Below are 19,946 nucleotides of genomic sequence, written 5' to 3'. Positions count from 1 at the left end.
GTCGGCGGGGTTCTGCTCTTTCGCCTTGCGGCGTGTCCACCACATTAGAGGATTTCCCGTCCCGACTCAAAATCGAGCCGGCCGGGAGAAATTCCGGCATGCCGAAATCGCCCCGCAAGGGGAATCGCACTCACACAGTGGGCGCCGCACACAGCGGCAAGAGGAGTCACCCGGAGACACAACGTCCCCGCGGCAACCCGAAGAACTCTACGGACCGCGTTCGCCGGTGTCAACCATCCTCCGGTGAACGATCGGATCGTTCCTGACGGATGCTCAGCCCGCAGCCGCCGGCCTGCCGTTCAGGCGTCCTCCGGCAGCGCGAACTCGCACCACACCGCTTTCCCGCCGCCCTGGGTCCGGCGGGACCCCCAGGTGGAGGCGATGGTGGCGATGACCGAGATGCCTCGTCCCGCCTCGTCGACCGGGTCGGCCCGGCGGCGCCGGGGCAGATGGTCGTCGCCGTCCGTGACCTCGACGATCAGACGGCGGTCGGTGCGGCGCAGTCGCAGCCGCATCGGCGGCGTGCCGTGCTGCAGCGAGTTGGCGACGAGCTCGCTCGCGGCCAGCACCCCGAGATCCTGCACCTCCACCGGGAAGCGCCACGAGCTGAGCACCCCCGAGGCGAAGGCCCTGGCACGCGGAGCGGCCTCGGTGCCGCCGAGCAGATCGAGGGCGGCCCCGCGGAACAGCTCCGCCTCCTGGTCACTGCGTTCCGGGTGCTGCAGGACCAGGACCGCCACGTCGTCGTCGTGCTCGGCCGTGATGCGCAGCGCACGGAGCATCCGCTCGCAGATCACCTGCGGCGGCCCCGTGGCTCCGGCGAACGCCTCCTCGAGCGCGTGGAGTCCGTCGTCGATGTCCGCGTCGCGCCGCTCGACCAGGCCGTCCGTGTAGAGCAGTGCGGTGGCTCCCTGCTCGAGGGGCACCGACCCCGAGGAGTGCAGCCAGCAGCCGGTGCCCAGCGGTGGACCCGTCGGGTCGGTGGCGGGCCGCACGACACCGTCGGCGCCGCGCACCAGGATCGGGAGGTGGCCGGCGGAGGCGTAGTGCAGCAGCCCCTCGTTCGGATCGTGCACGGCGTAGACGCAGGTGGCGATCTGACTCGCGTCGATCTCCGAGGCGAGTCCGTCCAGCAGCTGCAGCACCTCGTGCGGCGGCAGGTCGAGGCGTGCGTACGCGCGCACGGCGGTGCGCAGCTGTCCCATGACCGCCGCCGCCCGGACGCCGCGGCCCATCACGTCGCCGATGACCACAGCGGTGCGGCCCGCGCCGAGCGTGATGACGTCGTACCAGTCGCCGCCGACCGCGGCGTCCGTGCCGCCGGGCTGGTAGGTGGCCGCGACGCGGAGTTCGTCGGGCTGCTCCAGTTCCTGCGGCAGCAGGCTCCGCTGCAGGGTGACGGCTGCCTCGCGCTGCCGCCGCTCGCTGTTGCGCACCCGTTCGGCCGATTCGACCTGGTCGGTGACATCGGCGGCGAAGATGAGGACCCCACCATCCTCCGCGGCGGCGACGGGCGTGCAGGTGAACGTGTAGTAGGCGGTGCGGCGCGGTCCGCCGACCGGTGTCACCCGGCGCGACTTCACGGTGCGGGGCCTGCCGCTGCGGAGCACCTGGTCCATGAGGGGGAGCAGTCCCAGCTCCTGCAGCTCGGGCAGTGCGGTGCGGGCCGGTTCGCCGAGGGGGCGGACGCCGAACACCTCGGCGTAGGCGTCGTTGACGTAGGCGATGCGATGGTCGGGGCCGTGGACGACGGCCGCGAGCGCGGGCACGGGGCCGAGGAGGTCGTGGACGGTGAGGGCCTCGACGGCACCCGGCAGCCCCGACGGAGGTGCGGCCGTCGTGCCGTCACCGCTCTCCGAGGCGGACCGTGCGGCGGGGACCGCGTCGGACCGCGGACCGGACGGCTGTCGCGTTCTCGTGCGCTTCGCCGCCTGGGCGGCGGCGGCCGTACGCCGCTGAGTGCCGGGCAGTCGGGCGCTCCAGCGCGTGAAGTTCACGTCGTCCGAATCCTCGCATCCGTCCTGTGCGCCGCCGCGCGGGACGGTACGGCGCCGGTGTCCTGTCGCCTTCGAGGCGACCGGTCGTCACTGTGCGCCGGTGCCGCCCTCACCCATGGTCACACGTCGGGGGCGGCCCGCCGCACCGACACCCGTCCGGACGCGCCGGACGGCCGCTCGCGCGTCGTGTCGCCCCCGTGCGCGGTGCGTTCAGCCCGCTTCCGGGCGGCGGCCCGTTCCTGCCGCCAGTTCGAACTCCGCCCTGGGGTGTTCGAGCGAGCCCAGGGAGACGATCTCTCTTTTGAAGAGTCCGGAGAGCGTCCACTCGGCGAGCACCCGCGCCTTGCGGTTGAAGGTCGGCACCCGGCTCAGGTGGTACGCGCGGTGCATGAACCAGGCAGGGTAGCCCTTCAGCTTGCGCCCGTACACATGGGCGACGCCCTTGTGCAGTCCGAGGGAGGCGACCGAACCGGCGTACGAGTGGCGGTAGTCGGTCTCCTCGCCGCCCGTCAGGGCCGCGGCGAGGTTGTCGGCGAGCACCCGCGCCTGGCGCACGGCGTGCTGGGCGTTGGGCGCGCACTCCGGTACGGCGGCACCGTCGGCGGCCGCGCCTCCGGAGGCGGCCAGGTCCGGGACGGCTGCCGCATCGCCGGCCGCCCACGCGTGGTCGGTGCCGTGCACCCGCAGTCGGGCGGTGCAGCGGATCCGGCCGCGGTCGTTCAGGGGCATGCCGGTCGCGGCGAGGATCGGGTGGGGTTTGACGCCCGCGGTCCACACCAGGGTGCGGGCCGGGTGGCGCGAGCCGTCGCTGAGCACCGCCTCCCGCCGCTCGCAGCTCTCCAGCCGTGTCTCGAGCCGGACGTCGATGTTGCGGCCGCGCAGCTCGCGGAGGGCGTAGCGGCCCATCTCCGCACCGACCTCGGGGAGAATGCGGTCGCTCGCCTCGACCAGCAGGAACTTCAGGTCCTCCGGTTTGAGGTTGTGGTAGTAGCGGCAGGCGTAGCGGGCCATGTCCTCGAGTTCGGCGAGGGCCTCCACGCCGGCGTAGCCGCCGCCGACGAACACGAAGCGGAGGGCGGCGTCGCGGATGTTCGGGTCCCGGGTCGAGGACGCGATGTCCAGTTGTTCGAGGACGTGGTTGCGGAGCCCGATGGCCTCCTCCACGCTCTTGAAGCCGATGCCGTGCTCGGCCAGTCCCGGTACGGGCAGCGTGCGGGAGATCGAGCCGGGGGCGAGGACGAGTTCGGTGTAGGGGATCTCGATGTCGCCCGAGCCCTCCTCCTCCGTGGCGAGCGTCCGGACGGCGGCGCGGCGCTCGCCGTGGTCGAGGGCGGTGACCTCTCCGACGACCAGCCGGCAGTCCGGCAGCGTGCGGCGCAGCGGGACGACGACGTGGCGCGGCGAGATGGAGCCGGCGGCCGCCTCGGGCAGGAACGGCTGGTACGTCATGTAGGGCTCGGGGTCGACGACGACGACGTGGACGTCGTTCCGCCTGATGGACTGCTTGAGCCTCCGCTGCAGGCGCAGCGCCGTGTACATGCCGACGTAGCCGCCGCCGACGACGAGAATGCGCTGGGGTTCCTTCGTCACTCGTCCATGACGCACCCGGGTCCGGTGGTTTGTCCACAGGTCCGCGCGGATTGCGTGACGCCGGACGGGTGAAGGACCGCTCGCCCCTCCTCGCCGCCGCGGGACGGGGGCGCAGAGGGGACCGTTCGTGCGCCGGGCGTGCGAGGGGCGGAAGGGTGATTCCTCTTCTCTCCTGACGTGGGCTCAACTATGTTCGTCACCGGACGGGTGCGGTGAGCGACCGGAAGGGCCGCACTCACGACCACAACGGGGCGGGGGTCTCCTCGGGAGACCATCACCGGGGGATTTTTCATGAGTACTGAGGGGATTCAGGACACCTCTTCGCGCGTTGCGCCGCTGCGGGTCGATGCGCGGCGGAATCTGGAGCACGTGCTGCGTGCGGCGCGCGAGGTCTTCGGGGAGCTGGGGTACGGCGCGCCGATGGAGGACGTGGCGCGGCGTGCGCGCGTCGGGGTGGGCACGGTGTACCGGCGCTTCCCGAGCAAGGACGTCCTCGTCCGGCGGATCGCGGAGGAGGAGACGGCGCGGCTCACCGAGCAGGCGCTGACGGCGCTCGGCCAGGAGGACGAGCCGTGGTGCGCGCTGGCGTGCTTCCTCCGCACCTCGGCGGCGTCGGGAGCCGGCCGGCTGCTGCCGCCGCAGGTGCTGCGGGCGGGCGGGCTGCCCGGGAGCGGCGAGGCGCCCGTGCCCGGGGCGTGGACGGTTCCCGGCCCGCGCGGGGGCGGCGGTGAGCGGGTCGTGGAGACGCCGTTCGACGACCTGGACGTTCGGGGCGGGGACGCCCCGGGCGGGCACGTGGCGGAGTCGGGCGGAGTGCATCCGGCGTGTTCCGAGGACGCGGGCGGTCCGGTGGTGGGGGAGCTTCTGGCGGTCGTGGGGCGGCTCGTGGAGCGCGCTCGCGCCGCGGGCGAGCTGCGGGACGGCGTCACCGTCGGCGACGTGCTGCTGGTGATCGCCACGTCGGCTCCCGCACTGCCGGACTCGGCCCAGCAGGCCGCCGCCTCGGAGCGGTTGCTGAACATCCTGCTGGAGGGGCTGCGTACCCGGAGATGAGCGGTCACGTCCCGCGTCCTGGTCGATTACCCGGAAGAGTGAAGGCCTTCCGGGTGAACGGCTTCCCGTCGCGCCACTCGTGGCACGCTGTGGCGGTGTTGCGAGGCGAAGCCCGGGACGGGGGCGTACAGGATGGCTGCTGACGGGCGGGGCGAGGCCCCGGGCCCGGGGCGAGGTGGGGACGCGGCGTCGGGGAAGGCGTCGGGGTCGGGCCGTTCGGCCCGCCGGGAGCGGGCGCCGCAGGTGCCGGGGCAGGGTGGTCCGGTGTCGGGCGGGCGGCGGCGCCGGGCCGCGAGCGACCGCTCCTCGCGGGACGTTCCGCGGCAGCGGCGCTCCGGCCGGGAGACGGTGGACGGGGCGCTGTCCGACGACGTCCTGCTGCGGCGGATGCGCGAGGGCGACAGTTCGGCCTACGAGACGCTGTACCGGCGCCATGCCTCGGCCGTGCGCCGGTACGCGGCAACCTGCTGCCGCGACACCCACACCGCCGAGGACCTCACCAACGAGGTGTTCGCGCGGACGCTGCAGGCGGTCCGTTCCGGAGCGGGTCCCGTCACGTCGGTGCGCGCCTATCTGCTGACGTCGGTGCGGCGGGTCGCGGCGGCGTGGGTGCGGACGGCCAAGCGGGAGCGGCTCGTCGAGGACTTCGCGGTGTTCGCCGAGGCCGTCTCGGGTGCTTCGGCCGCCTCGGAGGAGGACACCCTGTCGCCGGGCGCGGACGTCCGGGCGATGCATGAGGCGGACCGGACGCTGGTGGTGCAGGCGTTCCGCAGCCTGCCGGAGAAGTACCGGACCGTGCTCTGGCACACGGCCGTCGAGCAGGAGTCGCCGAAGCAGGTCGCGCCGCTGCTGGGGTTGTCGGGCAACGCGACGGCCGTTCTCGCGCACCGGGCGCGGGAGAAACTGAAGCAGGCCTACCTGCAGGCGCATGTGCAGCGGGCGGTGGAGGCGGGCGGGGAGTGCGCCCGCCACGCGGACCGGCTGGGCGCGTACGCCCGGGGCGGGTTGCGCATGCGGGCGGAGCGCGGGCTGCGGAAGCACCTGGAGAGCTGCGCCTCGTGCCGGACGGCCGCGGCCGAGGTCGGCGATCTCAACGCGCAGATCCGCCTGCTGGTGCCGGTGGCCTTCCTCGGCTGGTTCGGTTCCGCCGGCGGGGCGAAGCTCCTCGGCCTGGTGGCCGGGAGCGGCGCCGCCGCCGGGACGGGAACGGCGGCTGCCGGCGGCGCGGGCGCGGCGGCCGAGGGCGCGAGCACCCCGGTGAAGATCGGCATCGCCGCGGGAGTGGCGACCGCGGCCGGGGTGGCGGTGGCCTTCGCGCTCATCGGAGCGGATGCGCCGCAGTCCGCTCCGCGTGCCGCACCGTCGTCGGCGCCGGCCGCCCCGGAACCGCAGCCCACGCGGGAGCCGGAGCCGTCCGAGCCGAGTGAGCAGCCGCCCGCGGTGCCGCCGCCCGCGCCGAAGCCGACGGCGCGGCAGGCCGCGGAGCCGGAGCCGACCGTGCCGTCGTCCCCTGCACCGGTGCGCCCGGCACCGGCGACGCCGACGCCGGATGCCTCTCCCTCGTCGGAGCCGCCGCCTCCGGCACCGACGCGGGAGTTCCGGCTGGACGCGTTGTCGTGGGACGTCCGGCGCCCCGGTACCGCGGGCGGGCCGCCGACGATCCGCACCGAGGACAGCAGTTGGTTGTGGCAGCGGTACGGGGCGGTGCGCACGGGCGGGCGCACGTTCCGGTCCGGGGTCACGGTGTCGGCGCGCTCGTCGGTGACGGTCGACCTGAACCGCACCTGCACCGCGTACGACGGGTGGGCCGGAATCGATGCGCTCACCGTCGGGGACCGGTCGGTCCGCTTCACCGTTCTGGGTGACGGTGCGGCGTTGTGGCGGTCGCCGGTCGTCGGGAGTGGGGACCGCCCGGTGGCCGTGCACGTCCCGCTGGCGGGTGTGGAGACGGTGCGGCTGGTGGTGGAGCAGGCCGAGGCGCGGGACGGCGGTGCCGTCGGCGGCCCGGCCGGCGGTGCGCTCGGCGGTGCCACCACCCTGGCGGACTGGGCCGACGCGGCGTTCCGCTGCCGCTGAGCGGGACGGGCCGCGCCCGCTTGCCGTGCCGTGCGGCGGCGCAGCTCAGAGCAGCGGGCGCGGGGGCGCCGCGGTGACGACGGCGTCGGCGGCGCGGCGGCGGGGTGCGTCCGCCCCCGTCCAGCAGCTGCCGCGGCGGGCGAGGAGCCGGCGGAGCCACAGTTCCGTGGACACCAGGTCGGCGAGGCCGTCGAGGGGCACGCGTTCCCCGTCGGCGGCCGCACGCAGCGCGCGGCGGACCACGCGGGCCTCGACCAGGCCGGCGTCGGCGAGCAGCGGTGCCGCGAACAGGTCCGCGATCCGGTCGGCCGCCGCGCGCAGCCCAGCGCGGGCGGAGGCCTGCTGCGAGGCGTGCGAGGGGGCGCCCCAGCCGTCGGGGAGGTCGTGGACGCCCGCGCCGGCGAGGACGTCCCGCAGCACCGATGCGCGGGCGCCGGGCCGGACCCGGATGGCCTCGGGCAGGTCGCGGCAGGCGCGCACGACCTGGTTGTCGTAGAAGGGGGTGTGGAGGCGCTGGTTGCGGATCTCCGCGGCCTGTTCGAGGACCCGGTGGTCCGCTGCCCGGCGGGCCAGGGCCGCCCGGGCCCGCCGTTCTCCGGGGCGTTCGACGATCGGCCGTGCCCGCGCCGCCGCCTCCAGCAGGAGGGACACCTGGGCCAGCGCTTCCCCGGTCATCCAGCGCGCGGCCGGTCCGGGGCGGCACCAGGTGAGGGCCGCCAGGGACAGTTCGAGTGCACCGGTGCCGCCGTCGGCGGCTCCGTGGGCGCCGCCGGCGAACCGTCCGTCGCGCAGCTGGGAGGCGACCGCTTCGACCCCGTCGCGGTACGGCGTCCGGGCCAGTCTGCGCGCGGAGCGGTAAACGGTGAGAGGCACCAGGGCGGAGCGTCCGGCACCGGTGGCGGCGGGTGGGGGAGGCGCGTCGGCACTGCCGTTGCGGGCACGGTCCGCTTCCGCGGCCCGGCGGACCGCTCGGAGGGCGGCACGTTCGGCGCCCTCGGCCCGTGCCAGTGCTGCGGCGGGCCGCAGCAGGTGCCGCCGGCGGCGGTCGAGCAGCAGGTCGGCGAGGCGTGCCGGGTGGGCGTCGAGGACTTCCCGGGCGCCGAGTCCGAGAAGGTGGTCGGCGCTGCCTGCGGCCAGCCGCCGGCGGTGCCGGGCGGCGGCGACGAGCGACGGGCCGGGCTCGTCGGTGAGGGGGCCGTTCTCGGCGGCTTCCGCCAGGTCCGCGTACGGCAGGCAGTCCTCGCCGCCGGTGACGACGAGGTGGTGCAGCCGCGGGTTCCGGGCGAGTTCGCCGGCCCGTTCGATCTCCGCCCGGCGGCCCTCGCCGGCGGCGGCCGGCGTCATGTCGTTGAAAGTCACGGCGAGCAGGCGTTCCCCGGCGGTGGCGGTGCCGGTGCCGGGGACGGTCCCGGGCATGCCGGGCAGTCCGGCGGCGAGCAGGGCGAGCGTCGCGGAGGCCGGTCCGCCGGAGAGGTCCGCGCCGACGCCGGGGACGGGGCCACCGCGGGCGGCGCGCCGGTCGCCGGGGCCCATGCCGGGGACGGGCCCGGGGTCGCGGTCCGTGTCCGGGGCGATGTCGTGCTCCGAGGCGTGCCGCGGCGCCGCGAGCCGGGCGCGCACCGCGGCGACCAGGGCGTCGCGCACGCCTGCCACGGCGAGGTCCGCGTCGAGGGGTGTCGAGGCGACGGCGAGGGAGGTGCGGGGTTCGTAGTCGGCGATCTCCCTGCTGCCGTCGCGCAGGATGAGGGCATGGCCGGGCGGCACTCTGCGTACTCCGGCGTACGGGGTGCCGTCGCCGAGCGCCTCGGGTGCGTCGGGGCAGGCGAGCAGTGCCGCGAGGTGGGTGATGTCGAGTTCCGCCTCGACGAGGTCGGCGAGCGGGAGGGCGGCGGTGGCATAGGCCGTGCCGCCCGCCCAGGAGGTGTGGAACACCGGCCGGGCCCCGGCCAGGTCGGCGGGCACGGTGAGTCGCCGGCCGACGCGGGCGACCACGGTGTGGCTGCCGGGCCACGCGGTCAGGTGGCGGAAGGCGCCGCCGCGGGCCGCGTACAGGCCTGCGCGGAGTTCCTCGTCGGACGCGCCGCAGCTGCCGAACACGGCGAGCCGGTCGCCGGACTCGCCGTGGACGATGCGGATCTCGTCGGGGCGCCAGTCGCCGACCGCCCAGAGCGGGTCGGGCTCACCGGGGCCTCCCCACAGGAGTCGTCCCCCGATGGGGCGTACCGTTTCTCCGCTCATTCCGTCCGGTACGCCCGCAGGTCCGCCGCGGCGAGGGCCGGTGTCCGGGCCTGCGACGGCGCCCCGCGACCGCACCGCGGAACTGCTCCACCCCACCAACCACCGCATCGCCCCGCCTCCCCCGTTGGGTGCCTGCTCGAACAGCGCTTCCGGGCCGCGGGTTTCGCACGAGGAAGGCCGCGGTCGGCGTCTGTTCCGACCATGCTGCCACGCCGTGGGCCCGACGGTGGCACACAACGGGCGCACGGGAGGGTGAGGTGCCCCGGGCGTGCGCCGGGTGTGCGGTACGGGGCATCAGGCGGTACGGGGCGTCAGGCTGGGGTCTTCAGAAGGGGACGGGCGCGTTCCCGCAGCTCCACGACCCGTGGTTCGTTCCCGTACGGTTCGAGCCGCCGCAGCAGGTCGCGTACGTACTCGGTGGTGCGGACGGAGGAGATGCGCCCCGCGACCTCGACGGCCAGGGCCCCCGCCTCGCAGGCGGCGTCCAGGTTCCCGGACTCCAGTTCCGCCACCGCGGAGACGACCAGGCGTAACCCGTGCGAGCGCACGAACTCCTCCGTCGGCCGGGAGAGCGCCTTCTCGGTGAAACGGCGCGCCTGCAGCGGGGCCCTGAGGTCGCGGTAGCACTCGGCGGCGTCGGCGGCGAGCCGGTCGTAGGAGTAGAAGTCCAGCCAGGACGGGTCGGGATCGCCCGGGCGGGCCCGTTCGAGCCATGCCTCAGCGGCGGTGATGGCGGCTTCGCAGGCCTGCGGGTCGGAGGCCTTGGCCAGCGCGCGGGCCTCGACGAGGCGGAAGAAGCTCATGGTGCGGGCGGTGGCCAGCCCGCGGTTGCGTTCGAGCGCGGCCTGCGCGAGGTCGACACCGTCCTCGGCGAAGCCGCGGTAGGTGGCCTGCAGCGACATCGACGCCAGGACGTACCCCCCGAGGGGGACGTCGGCTGCCGCGCGGGAGAGCCGCAGGGCCTGGATGTAGTAGCGCTGCGCGGCCTCCTGCTGGCCGGTGTCGAAGGCCATCCACCCTGCGAGGCGGGTGAGTTCGGCGGTGGCCCGGCACAGGGCCCGCCCGACCTCGTCGGAGTAGGCCCCCAGCAGCAGCGGTGTCGCGTCGACGCGCAGGCACTCGGGGACCATGGACGAACGCCAGTCCCCGCCGCCGTACTTGGAGTCCCAGCGCCGGGCCTCGTCCGCTGCCTCGCGCAGTTTGGCGACGTCGGCGTGCCCGACCCGTATCGTCCGCGCCGGCGGGGACCTGCGGTCGCCGCGGGCGGCCGGAGCGCCCTCCGGGGCGGGCAGCTCACCACCGTGCACGGGCTGCGGGCCCTGCCGCGGCGGCTCCTCCGCTCCGGACCCGGGCTGCCGCGCGACCGTGGGGTCGGCCGGGGTGATGAGCCACCGCGACACGGGGGTCGCGTAGGCGGTCACCGCGAACGAGCCGGCCAACGTGTGCCACACGCCGCCGCGGCGCCCGCCGACGTCCAGGCGGTACAGGTCCGTCGCGGTCGTGACGGCACTGCGCACGTCCCGCGGGAAGGACAGCCCGACCTCGGGAGCGGGGTCGGCGTCCGCGAGGCCGATCTCGTGCAGCGGGACCGGTCGGCCGAGCTTGCTCCCTATCGCCGCGGCGATCAGGTGCGGGGCCGCTCCCTGCGGAACCATCCCCTTGGAGACCCAGCGCGCCACCGAGGTCTTGTCGTAGCGGAGGGTCAGCCCCCGCTTGGCACCCAGATCGTTGACCCTGCGCGCGAGGCCCGCGTTGCTGATTCCGGCGAGGGCGAGGACAGCGCCGAGCTTATCGTTCGGCCCGCGAGGCTCCCTGGACATGCGCGCACCCCTGACACAGCGACGGCCGCCTCCGGCGCAGGCGGGAGCGCCCGGGCCGCTCCGCGCGGCCGAGTGGCCGGACCCCGGGGCCCCTCCGCCGCGCCGGGGCGCGGAAAACAACTGCGACCCAGAGTAGTTCGCCGCATGCCTTCCGTTAAGAGGAGCGGCATCGGATGGCGGGATTCATGCCGGTAACAGCGGGATCGGGGCTGGTTGCGGAGGGTGGCCCGGTGCCGGGGTCCGGCACCGGCGCACAGCCACCGGAATGGTGCGCCCCGGAACGGCCCGCGGGCCCCTCGCGCGGGTCACCCCGCCGACAGCCCCGGAGAACGGGGCGGGTGCCGGCCCCGGTTGCACCGGCGACCGGCACCCGGCGCGGCGGCAGGCCGGGACCGCGCGGGCCGTGGATCTGGCCGAAATGCCACGGGTCGAATCCCCGGGCATATTCCCCCGCCCCCGCCGTCGCCCCCTCGCGTCGCGCGGCGTTTCCGGACCGGGAGGGCGGAGCACGCATCGACGCCGCATCCGCGGGTCATGATGAAGACGTGTCCCGACGATCATCGCTTCCCGCCCACGACTGCGACGTCCTCGTCGTCGGCGCCGGCATCGTCGGCCTGTCGACGGCCCACGCACTGACCCGCGCCGCGCCCGGCACCCGGGTGACCGTTCTCGAGAAGGAGGACGGACCGGCGCGCCACCAGACGGGACGGAACAGCGGAGTGATCCACAGCGGCATCTACTACCGCCCCGGCTCCCTCAAGGCGCGGTACGCCACCGAGGGCGCCGCCGAGATGGTGAGGTTCTGCGCCGAGCACGACGTGCCGCACGAGGTGACCGGCAAACTCATCGTCGCCGTCGACCGCGGGGAACTGCCGCGGCTGCACGCGCTGGTGCAGCGAGGGCGGGAGAACGGCATCCCGGTGCGCGAGCTGGGGCCCTCCCAACTCGCGGCGTACGAACCGCACGTACGCGGCGTCGCCGCCATCCGTGTCGGCACCACCGGGGTGTGCGACTTCCGCGCCGTCGCCGCGACGCTGGCGCGGCTGGCGGGCCGGGCGGGCACGGAGGTGCGGTACGGCTCGGAGGTCACCGCGATCGACCGCCGTGCAGGCAGCGGGGTCGCCGTGCGCACCTCCGACGGGGCCGTGCTGCGGGCGCGCGCCCTGGTCAACTGCGCCGGACTGCACTGCGACCGGCTCGCGCGCCTCGCGGGGGACGACCCGGGCATGCGGATCGTGCCGTTCCGCGGCGAGTACTTCTCGCTCGCCCCCGAACGCGGCGGCCTCGTGCGCGGCCTGGTGTACCCGGTGCCGGACCCGGCGTTCCCGTTCCTCGGCGTGCATCTCACCCGCGGTGTCGACGGCGGCGTCCACATCGGCCCCAACGCGGTCCCCGCCCTGGCCCGGGAGGGCTACGGACGGGCGACGCTGCGGCCCCGCGAGCTCGCCGGGACGCTGGGCTACCCCGGTGCCTGGCGGATGGGACGGCGCCACTGGCGGTACGGCGCGGGTGAACTGCACCGCTCGCTGTCGCGCCGCGCCTTCACCGCGGCGGTGCGCAGGCTGCTGCCCGACGTGACGGCCGCGGACCTGCTGCCGGCCCCTGCGGGTGTCAGGGCGCAGGCGGTGCTGCCGGACGGCACCCTGGTGGACGACTTCCTGTTCGCCGAGTCGCCCCACACCGTGCACGTGCTGAACGCGCCCTCGCCCGCCGCGACCGCCTCGCTGCCGATCGGGAGGGAGATCGCGTCCCGCGTCCTGGCCGCAGCCGCCCCGCGCATCCCGGCGAACGTCTGACAGGAGGCGTCCGAGGGGCGGCGGCGTGCGCGGACCGGGCCGCAGGCCGGGCACCCCGGGGCCCCGGTGCGGGCTCGCGGCGACCGTAGAATCGGAGGCACTGTGTCCGAGAATGCCTCCACTCCCAGCCCGCAGTCCGGTACGCCCCTGTTCAACCCGGGCGCCGGCCCGGCCGCCGATCCCGCCGGCTCGCACCACGAGCGGCGCATCCGCAGCTTCCAGCCGCGCCGGAGCCGTGTCACGCACGGCCAGCGCAAGGCCCTGGAGCGGTGGTGGCCGGAGTGGGGCCTCGACATCGACGGGCTGGCGAAACTCGACCTCGGACGGCTCTTCGACACCCTTCCGCCGGAGGCGCCGATCGTCTGCGAGATCGGTTTCGGCATGGGGGAGGCGACGGCCCGGATGGCGGCCGACGACCCCGGGACCGGCATCCTCGCCGTCGACGTGCACACCCCGGGCCAGGGCAATCTGCTGCGGCTCGCGGAACGGAACGGGCTGACCAACATCAGGGTCGCCAACGGCGACGCGATCATCCTGCTGCGGGAGATGCTGGAGCCGGAGTCGCTGTCGGGCCTGCGCATCTACTTCCCCGATCCGTGGCCGAAGGCACGGCACCACAAGCGGCGCATCGTGCAGCCGGAGTTCCTCGACCTCGCGGCCGTACCGCTCGCCCCCGGCGCTCTCGTCCACCTCGCGACGGACTGGGAGCCGTACGCGGAGCAGATGCTGGAAGTGCTGACGGAGCACCCGGCGTTCGAGAACACCCGCGAGGACGGCGGGTTCTCGCCCCGCCCCGGGGCGCGGCCGACCACGCGCTTCGAGACGCAGGGGCTGCGCAAGGGACACGTGGTGCGCGACCTGGTGTTCCGCCGCGTGTGAGACCGCCGTGCGGCCTCCGTGCCGTCCCGCGCGGCGACGCCCGCGACGGGCAGCCGGGCCGGGCGCCTCCTCCCCGGACGACGGGCCCGAAACCCGAAGATCGAACACGAGTGCCCGGTTGCGCAGTTACTGTCGAGTCCGTGCATCACGAGCCCGACAGACCCGACACGTCCGCTCCGCCGTCCCGCCCGTCCGGCACCCGGCCACCCGTTCAGGAGACACCTCCGCAGGCCGGCCCGCTCCCCGAGCCGCACGCCGCCCCCGCGGACGACCGCACGCCACCCCGGTTCCCCGCGATGCCGGCCTCGCCCGCAGAGTGGCGCTACCGGCCGCCGCGGACACCGTCCTGGTGGCACCGCCACAGCCGCCTCATCCGGGTGCTCACCGTCACCGTGCTGCTGGCCCTCTGCGGCGTGGCGATCCTGCTGCTGGTACGGGAGCGGACAGGTACGGCGGGCCTGGCCGTGGGCCTGGCCCTGGCCGTCCTCCCGGTGCCGATGCTCTTCGCCGGGTTCCGCTGGCTCGACGGGGTGGAGCCGTCGCCGTTGAGCCATCACCTCTTCGCCTTCGGCTGGGGCGCCTGCGCCGCCACACTCATCGCGCTGTTCGCCAACACGTTCGCCACCGCCTGGCTGAGCGGATCCCTGACCGGCGCACCCGATGCCGACGTGCTCGGCGCGACCGTCGTCGCGCCCGTCGTGGAGGAATGCGCGAAGGCCGTCCCCGTGGTGCTGCTGTTCCTCTTCCGCCGGCGCCACTTCACCGGCGTCGTGTCCGGCATCACGATCGCCGGCATGACGGCCGCCGGGTTCGCGTTCACCGAGAACGTCCTGTACCTCGGCCGCGCCTACGGCATGGACACCACCGGCGACCTGCCCTACGAGGCCGGACCGTCCGCCACCGCCGCGACGTTCGTGGTCCGCATCCTGCTGTCGCCCCTCGCCCACCCGCTGTTCACGGGCCTCACGGGCGTCGGATTCGGGATCGCCGCCGCGCTGCCGCACCGACGTCGGCGCCTGCGGCCGGTGCTCCCCGTAGCGGGCCTGCTGACCGCCGTCCTGCTGCACGCGATATGGAACGGCGCGGCCTCGCACGCCTCGTCGCTGTTCCTCGTCGTGTACGCCCTGTTCATGATGCCGGTCCTCGGCACCCTGGCCTGGCTGGCGATCTGGTCCCGCCTGGGCGAACTCCGCACCGTCCGCACGACCCTGCGCAGCTACGTGGCCGCCGGGTGGCTCACTCCCCCCGAGGCGTGGGCGCTGGGCACCCCCCGCGCCTGCGCACTGGCCCGCACCCTGGCACGCCAGGGGCGCGGGCCGGAGGCGGCACGCGCCGTCGCGGAGTACGTCCACTTCGCCAGGTCCCTCGCACTGCTGCGGGCACGCGCCGAACGCGGCACCACGGTCTCCGACTTCCGCGCCCGCGAGCACGAACTCCTCCACCACCTGTGGCAGCGGCGGCCGTCGGCCGCGCCACCCACGCAGCGCGCCGCCGTGGCGCTGGCGCGCCGCCCGGTGCCGCCACCGGTGCCTCCGCAGCGGCCCGGAGGGCCGCCGGGGCACGCGCCGCGGTACACCCCTCCCCGACGGTACGGGCGGGGGCCGGGCGGGTCGCCCGAACCGTACGGTCCCCGCACCGGCGGGTCCCCCGGGCCGTACGGGGGCGGGCGCCCGCCCTTCGGCCAGCTCTGAGCCCGGGCGCCCGGACCGTACGGTCCGGCAGCCGGAACGGGAGCAGCACCGTCAGCCCGACAGCGTGCCCGCGACCGCCACCTCCGTCCCGGCGAGGCCGACGGAGCAGAACACTGTGACGTCCTCTGCCCGTTGCCGCACCCGTTCCTCTCCCGCGAGGACCGCACCGAGCGAGGCGATCGGACGGCCGTGGAAGACGTGCGGCTCGGGATAGGCGCCGAGCTGCGCCGGGGAGTCCGTCACCGTCACGGCCGCGCGGTCCGCCAGTTCCACGGGCACCTCGTGCCGTGCGGTCGTCTTCGGGCCGAGCGTCGTCAGGTGCGTGCCGGGCTCCAGCCACTCGGCCCGGAGCACGGGCACCGGGCTGGACGTCGCCACGAGGACGACGTCCCGGCCCCGTACCGCGGTCTCCGCCCCGTCCACCGCGCGCACCGGCAGTCCCCACGCGCGCTCCGCGCGCCGCGCGAAGTCACGGGCGGCGGCGGGGCGGCGCGTCGCGACCACGACCTCCGCCACCGGCCGCACGGCGCGCAGCGCCCACAGCTGGGCCCATGCCTGTGCCCCGGCGCCGATCAGACCCACCCGCACCGGCCCGGGCCGCGCACACGCGTCCACCGCCACCGCACCGATCGCCCCGGTGCGCCGCACGCCCAGCTCCTGCCCGTGCACCACGGCGCGCAGCGCGCCCGTCGCCGAGTCCCACACCGCGACGAGCTGTTCGGCCGCCCCGGCCGCGTCGTACGCACGGAAGCCGTGCAGGCCCGGCCGGCCGCGGAGACGTCCGGCGGTGAACACCAGATCGCTCTCCCCGAGCGGAGCCCGCGCCCGGGGCGGCGCGTCGAGGTCTCCGGCGTGGTGCGCGAGCAGCGCATCCCGCACCGCCCGGACGGCGGTCGCGGGATCGAGGCGGGCACGGACGTCCTCGTCACCGAGCAGCAGCGGAGTCATGAGGGCCAGGGTGACCGGCAGCGGTGCGGAACGCATCGGTCCTGCGGCGCAGACGCGTATCCGCCGGGCGGCCGAGGTCCTCGGGCCGTTGCGGTCCGGCGGCCCGTGGCCGGACGGATGCCGGCCGGGGCGGAGTCGCGCGGAGGTCGCACGGGGCGGGGTGCGGGATCATGCGCGTGGGGCCCCGTGGGCCCGGCCCGGAGAGCCCCGAGGAGAGGAGTGAGCATGGAGCACGCCCCCTACGGCGTACGCCCCGTCGGACGGGTCGAATCGCCGCTGACGGACCGTGCGTCCGCTCCCAAACAGCCGGACGAGGGGGCGCCGCCGGCCGTTGTGGTCCTCGCGGCGGAGTACCGGGAGGCCGCACGGGACCTGCGCCCGGGCGATGCCGTACTGGTCCTGACGTGGCTCGACCGCGCGGACCGCGAGGTGCTCACGGTGCATCCCCGCGGCCGGCCGGAGCGGCCCGAGACCGGCGTGTTCAGCACCCGCTCCCCCGACCGCCCGAACCCGGTCGGGCTGCACCGGGTCACGGTGACGGCCGTGGACGGCCCGCGGGTGCACGTCGACGCCCTCGATGCGCTGGACGGCACACCGGTGATCGACCTGAAGCCGGCCCGGGGCTGCCGTACGGGCCCGGCGCGGGGCGACGTCCCGGGCTAGGCTCGGGTGCCGTGGGACACGCGCGCACGACACATCCCGACGACGACGGCAGCCGCGACGGGCTCCCGCACGCCACGCGCCTGTGGGTCGAGAAGGTGCTGGGGCCGCGGGAACGCGTGACGGACGCCGTCGCACTGCACGGCGGTTCGACCTCCACGATGCGCAGACTGTCGGTCGTGGGCCGGGGCGGGGAACGGCAGCTGGTCCTCCGGTCGTTCACGCACCCCTTCTCCACTCGCCACGCGGTCGGCCTGCTCTCGCGCGAGGCGGCCGTCCTGCACCTGCTGGAGGACACCGACATCCCCGCGGCCGCGGTCCTGGCCGTGGACGCGGCCGCCGAGCACTGCGCCCACCCGTCCCTCCTGACGACCCTGCTCCCGGGGGCCGTACGCCTGACCGACCGCGGGGCCGGCCACCGCGCCGACCTGCTGGCCCGCCAGCTCCTGGGAATCCACCGGACGCGGGTCGCACCCGGGGCCCGGCCGCGCCCCTACCAGCCCTGGGCCGCACCGGAGAGCGTGGAGATCCCGCCGTCCACCTCGCGTCCCCGCCTCTGGGACCGGGCGGTGGACGTCATCCGCCGCGAACCGCCCAACCACGTCCCCCGCTTCCTCCACCGGGACTTCCACCCGGGCAACGTCCTGTTCACCGGTGACGGCGACACCTCGGTCGTCAGCGGCGTCGTGGACTGGGTGGAGACCTCGTGGGGCCCGGCGGACCTGGATGTCGCGCACTGCTGCACCAACCTCGCCCTGCTGCACGGCGTCCAGGAGGGCATGCGCTTCGCCGACCGGTACACCGGGGCGGGCGGCGCCCTCACCGGCGACCCCGCCGCCCACCTGTACTGGCGCCTCCTCGACGCGCTGAGTTTCGCCCCGGACGCCGGGAAGATCGCCGGCCCCTGGCACGACCTGGGACGCACCGACCTGACACCCGCGCTGCTCGGCCGACGCCTCGAGGACTACCTCCAGGCCTGCTTCGACCGGTACGGAGGAACGGAACGGAGCACACCGTGACGGAGGACGCCGGCACGGCAGCACCTCCCCGCGGTCCGACCATGTTCCTGAACGGCACCTCGAGCTCCGGGAAGTCCGGCATCGCGCGGGAACTCCTGGACGTGCTCGACCGGCCGTTCCTCCACACGCCTGTGGACAGGTTCCACGCCATGAGCACGGCGTGTACGACGTGGAGTGCGACACCTCGCAGGCGGATCCGCTCGCCTGCGCCCGGCACCTCGCGGAGTTCCTGCCCGCCCGCCTCTTCCCCACGGCGTTCCAGCGGCTGCGCCTCGCCGAGGAGACCGGGCGAACCCGCCTCAACCCCTCGGATCCTGCTGCTCCATGAGGTGTCGCACGGCGGGGACGTCCCCGTCGAGCCAGTCGACGGTGAACGCGTCCCGCGGTGCGAGCCAACGCAACGCATCGTGGTCCTGCAAGGGTTCGGGGGTGCCCGACAGGATGCGGGCGTGCCAGACGTGCAGGACGAGGGACCGGCCGAGCGGCCACGCTCCCGGCAGCCGCGCCCCGACGGCAGCCTCAATGCCGAGTTCCTCGCGCAGTTCGCGCACCAGCGCCTCCGGCTCCGACTCGCCCGGCTCGACCTTTCCGCCGGGCAGCTCCCACCTCCCGGCGAGTGCGGGCGGCGCGGTCCGGCGGGCGGCGAGAAGGCGTCCGCCGGACCGCAGTGCGGCGCCGACGACCACGCGCGGGCGGGACGTGTCGGTCATGGCGACACTCTAGATCCGCCCGGGATGCACGGGCGTTGTGCCGACAACCGGCGGCGCGCGTGGTCGTATCGCGGTACGCAGGCAGTATGGGCGGGGTCGTGGCCGTGGTGGGGACGCTGTCGGGAGCCGTCGTCACGCGCATACTGGCCGTATGCGGGTGGCGCTGATGACGGCCGGTTCGCGGGGAGACGTGGCCCCGTACACCGGGCTGGGGCACGGCCTGGCGGCGGCGGGCCATGAGGTGACGCTGGTGACGCACGCCCCCTTCCGTCCGCTGGTGGCCGGGGCCGGCGTGGGGTTCCACGCCTTGCCCGTCGATCCGCGGGCGGAGCTGACGTCGGAGTGGGGCCGGTCGCTGAACCGGAGCGCCACCGACGCCGGCAAGCTGGTGAAGCTGGCCCGCCGGGCGAGGGGGCTGGCACGTCTGGTGGCGGACGACCTGCTGGCCGCGGCGCGGCAGAACGACGTGCTGCTGCTGTCGAGTTCCGCCGCACCGCTGGGGTGCGTGCTGGCGGAGGGCCTTGAGCTGCCGAGTATCGGCGTGTTTCTGCAACCCGTCGCACCGACGGCCGAGTTCGGTCCGCCCATCGCCGGAGGACGCTCCTGGGGAGGCCCGTTGAACCGGCTGGGCGGGCAGGTCGTGGAGGCGTCCGTGGACCTCTTCTTCGCCGACACCTCGCGTCGTCTCCGCGCGCGGTTGGGGGCACGGGCCACGCGGGCCGGTGCCGCACGGCGGGCACGGGAGCGTCGCGGGTGGCCGGTGGTGCACGGGTTCAGCCCGCTGGTGGTGCCGCGGCCGCGCGATTGGCGACCGGGCCTGTCCGTGGCGGGCTACTGGTGGCCGTACGCACCGGGCGGGGACGGACTGCCGCCCCGGGTACGGGAGTTCCTCGACGCGGGTCCTCCCCCGGTGTTCGTGGGCCTGGGCAGCGCGACGGTGCCGGACCCGCAGGGACTGAGCCGGACAGTGGTGCGGGCGTTGCGGGCGGCCGGGCTGCGGGGCGTGATCCAGCGCGGCTGGAGCGGCCTGGACGCGGCGGAGGCGTCCGGCGGCGCGCGCGACCCGGACATGCTGACGGTGGACGAGGTGCCACACGCCGAGCTGTTCCCGCACCTGGCGGCCGTCGTGCACCACGCCGGGGCGGGCACCACGGCGGCGGGGCTGCGGGCCGGGGTGCCCGCGGTGCCGGTCCCGGTCCAGTTCGACGGCGGGTTCTGGGCGCGGCGGCTGGTCTCCCTCGGTGTCGCTCCCGCCGCGGTGCCGCTGCGGCGGCTGGATGAGCGGTCGTTGGGCGCCGCGCTCGTCCGGGCGACGGGCGATCCGTCGTACACGCGGCGGGCCCGCGGTCTGGGGACGCGGATCCGTGCGGAGGACGGGGTCGCTCCGGTGCTGGCGGCGCTGGAGCAGATCGGCCGGGGGTGAGGCGGCCCGGGCCATGAGGGAACAGCGCGGGCGGCGGGCACGTCCG

15 protein-coding genes and 1 pseudogene are annotated in these 19,946 nt (G+C 75.4%); 10 read left to right on the top strand and 6 right to left on the bottom strand.

Annotated features, from left to right (window positions below; genetic code table 11):
* Window positions 1-299: 299 nt before the first annotated feature.
* Together ACL06G_RS18390 and ACL06G_RS18385 are read right to left on the bottom strand one after the other, a co-directional pair.
* Complete coding sequence (locus ACL06G_RS18390) at window positions 300-1,997, bottom strand: ATP-binding SpoIIE family protein phosphatase (RefSeq protein WP_412836344.1); 1,698 nt, start codon at window positions 1,995-1,997, stop codon at window positions 300-302.
* A gap of 210 nt (window positions 1,998-2,207) precedes the next feature.
* A complete protein-coding gene (locus ACL06G_RS18385; RefSeq protein ID WP_412836346.1) occupies window positions 2,208-3,536 on the bottom strand; it encodes an NAD(P)/FAD-dependent oxidoreductase in 1,329 nt (442 codons plus the stop codon).
* A 342-nt stretch (window positions 3,537-3,878) separates the two neighbouring features.
* Here ACL06G_RS18385 and ACL06G_RS18380 point away from each other — a divergent pair, with 342 nt between their 5' ends.
* Together ACL06G_RS18380 and ACL06G_RS18375 are read left to right on the top strand one after the other, a co-directional pair.
* Window positions 3,879-4,640 (top strand): TetR/AcrR family transcriptional regulator, encoded by a 762-nt coding sequence (locus ACL06G_RS18380; protein WP_412836343.1) that lies wholly within the window; start codon window positions 3,879-3,881, stop codon window positions 4,638-4,640.
* 132 nt (window positions 4,641-4,772) lie between these two features.
* Window positions 4,773-6,716 (top strand): sigma-70 family RNA polymerase sigma factor, encoded by a 1,944-nt coding sequence (locus ACL06G_RS18375; RefSeq protein WP_503167851.1) that lies wholly within the window; start codon window positions 4,773-4,775, stop codon window positions 6,714-6,716.
* Window positions 6,717-6,761: 45 nt separating this feature from the next.
* On the opposite strand, the gene ACL06G_RS18370 is transcribed toward ACL06G_RS18375, so the two are convergent.
* Together ACL06G_RS18370 and ACL06G_RS18365 are read right to left on the bottom strand one after the other, a co-directional pair.
* Window positions 6,762-9,062 carry an asparagine synthase-related protein gene (locus ACL06G_RS18370; RefSeq protein WP_412787201.1) on the bottom strand — a complete coding sequence of 767 codons (2,301 nt, stop codon included), beginning with the start codon at window positions 9,060-9,062 and terminating at the stop codon, window positions 6,762-6,764.
* Between the two features lie 203 nt (window positions 9,063-9,265).
* Complete coding sequence (locus ACL06G_RS18365; protein ID WP_412787200.1) at window positions 9,266-10,774, bottom strand: NsdA family TPR-like regulatory protein; 1,509 nt, start codon at window positions 10,772-10,774, stop codon at window positions 9,266-9,268.
* 545 nt (window positions 10,775-11,319) lie between these two features.
* On the opposite strand from ACL06G_RS18365, the gene lhgD reads away from it, so the two are divergent.
* The 3 genes from lhgD to ACL06G_RS18350 all read left to right on the top strand — a co-directional run bounded on the left by lhgD (window position 11,320) and on the right by ACL06G_RS18350 (window position 15,140).
* A complete protein-coding gene (lhgD, locus tag ACL06G_RS18360) occupies window positions 11,320-12,570 on the top strand; it encodes an L-2-hydroxyglutarate dehydrogenase (RefSeq protein ID WP_412787199.1) in 1,251 nt (416 codons plus the stop codon).
* A 90-nt stretch (window positions 12,571-12,660) separates the two neighbouring features.
* On the top strand, window positions 12,661-13,449 hold the full coding sequence (gene trmB, locus ACL06G_RS18355; RefSeq protein WP_412787206.1) for a tRNA (guanosine(46)-N7)-methyltransferase TrmB: 789 nt from the start codon (window positions 12,661-12,663) through the stop codon (window positions 13,447-13,449).
* Window positions 13,450-13,589: 140 nt separating this feature from the next.
* Complete coding sequence (locus ACL06G_RS18350) at window positions 13,590-15,140, top strand: PrsW family intramembrane metalloprotease (RefSeq protein WP_412836342.1); 1,551 nt, start codon at window positions 13,590-13,592, stop codon at window positions 15,138-15,140.
* A 51-nt stretch (window positions 15,141-15,191) separates the two neighbouring features.
* On the opposite strand, the gene ACL06G_RS18345 is transcribed toward ACL06G_RS18350, so the two are convergent.
* Window positions 15,192-16,124, bottom strand: a complete 933-nt coding sequence (locus ACL06G_RS18345; protein ID WP_412787197.1) for an ornithine cyclodeaminase family protein — start codon at window positions 16,122-16,124, stop codon at window positions 15,192-15,194.
* Window positions 16,125-16,313: 189 nt separating this feature from the next.
* On the opposite strand from ACL06G_RS18345, the gene tsaA reads away from it, so the two are divergent.
* The 4 genes and pseudogenes from tsaA to ACL06G_RS18325 all read left to right on the top strand — a co-directional run bounded on the left by tsaA (window position 16,314) and on the right by ACL06G_RS18325 (window position 18,095).
* Window positions 16,314-16,751, top strand: a complete 438-nt coding sequence (gene tsaA / locus ACL06G_RS18340) for a tRNA (N6-threonylcarbamoyladenosine(37)-N6)-methyltransferase TrmO (RefSeq protein ID WP_412836341.1) — start codon at window positions 16,314-16,316, stop codon at window positions 16,749-16,751.
* Window positions 16,752-16,762: 11 nt separating this feature from the next.
* Complete coding sequence (locus ACL06G_RS18335) at window positions 16,763-17,767, top strand: phosphotransferase family protein (protein ID WP_412836340.1); 1,005 nt, start codon at window positions 16,763-16,765, stop codon at window positions 17,765-17,767.
* Window positions 17,768-17,808: 41 nt separating this feature from the next.
* Window positions 17,809-17,868 (top strand): annotated as a pseudogene (locus tag ACL06G_RS18330) (phosphotransferase-like protein); the annotation flags it as partial.
* A 59-nt stretch (window positions 17,869-17,927) separates the two neighbouring features.
* A complete protein-coding gene (locus ACL06G_RS18325; protein ID WP_412836339.1) occupies window positions 17,928-18,095 on the top strand; it encodes a hypothetical protein in 168 nt (55 codons plus the stop codon).
* Here the strand turns inward: ACL06G_RS18325 and ACL06G_RS18320 are convergent.
* Complete coding sequence (locus ACL06G_RS18320; RefSeq protein WP_412836338.1) at window positions 18,067-18,477, bottom strand: (deoxy)nucleoside triphosphate pyrophosphohydrolase; 411 nt, start codon at window positions 18,475-18,477, stop codon at window positions 18,067-18,069. The two genes, ACL06G_RS18325 and ACL06G_RS18320, sit on opposite strands and share 29 nt — an antisense overlap.
* A gap of 151 nt (window positions 18,478-18,628) precedes the next feature.
* On the opposite strand from ACL06G_RS18320, the gene ACL06G_RS18315 reads away from it, so the two are divergent.
* The gene (locus ACL06G_RS18315) at window positions 18,629-19,900 is read left to right on the top strand and encodes a glycosyltransferase (RefSeq protein WP_412836337.1); all 1,272 of its coding nucleotides are present in this window, start codon (window positions 18,629-18,631) and stop codon (window positions 19,898-19,900) included.
* Window positions 19,901-19,946: the final 46 nt, after the last annotated feature.

The organism is Streptomyces callyspongiae (assembly GCF_047200695.1).
Classification (GTDB): Bacteria; Actinomycetota; Actinomycetes; order Streptomycetales; family Streptomycetaceae; genus Streptomyces.
This window is presented reverse-complemented; position numbering and strand designations above follow the sequence as displayed.

Bases quoted from the DNA above. Each gene is read 5' to 3' on its own strand.
- ACL06G_RS18385 (WP_412836346.1), bottom strand. From the start codon at position 3,536: ATGTACACGGCGCTGCGCCTGCAGCGGAGGCTCAAGCAGTCCATCAGG.
- ACL06G_RS18380 (WP_412836343.1), top strand. From the start codon at position 3,879: ATGAGTACTGAGGGGATTCAGGACACCTCTTCGCGCGTTGCGCCGCTG.
- ACL06G_RS18375 (WP_503167851.1), top strand. From the start codon at position 4,773: ATGGCTGCTGACGGGCGGGGCGAGGCCCCGGGCCCGGGGCGAGGTGGG.
- ACL06G_RS18370 (WP_412787201.1), bottom strand. From the start codon at position 9,062: ATGCGGTGGTTGGTGGGGTGGAGCAGTTCCGCGGTGCGGTCGCGGGGC.
- ACL06G_RS18365 (WP_412787200.1), bottom strand. From the start codon at position 10,774: ATGTCCAGGGAGCCTCGCGGGCCGAACGATAAGCTCGGCGCTGTCCTC.
- ACL06G_RS18345 (WP_412787197.1), bottom strand. From the start codon at position 16,124: ATGCGTTCCGCACCGCTGCCGGTCACCCTGGCCCTCATGACTCCGCTG.
- tsaA (WP_412836341.1), top strand. From the start codon at position 16,314: ATGGAGCACGCCCCCTACGGCGTACGCCCCGTCGGACGGGTCGAATCG.
- ACL06G_RS18320 (WP_412836338.1), bottom strand. From the start codon at position 18,477: ATGACCGACACGTCCCGCCCGCGCGTGGTCGTCGGCGCCGCACTGCGG.
- ACL06G_RS18315 (WP_412836337.1), top strand. From the start codon at position 18,629: ATGCGGGTGGCGCTGATGACGGCCGGTTCGCGGGGAGACGTGGCCCCG.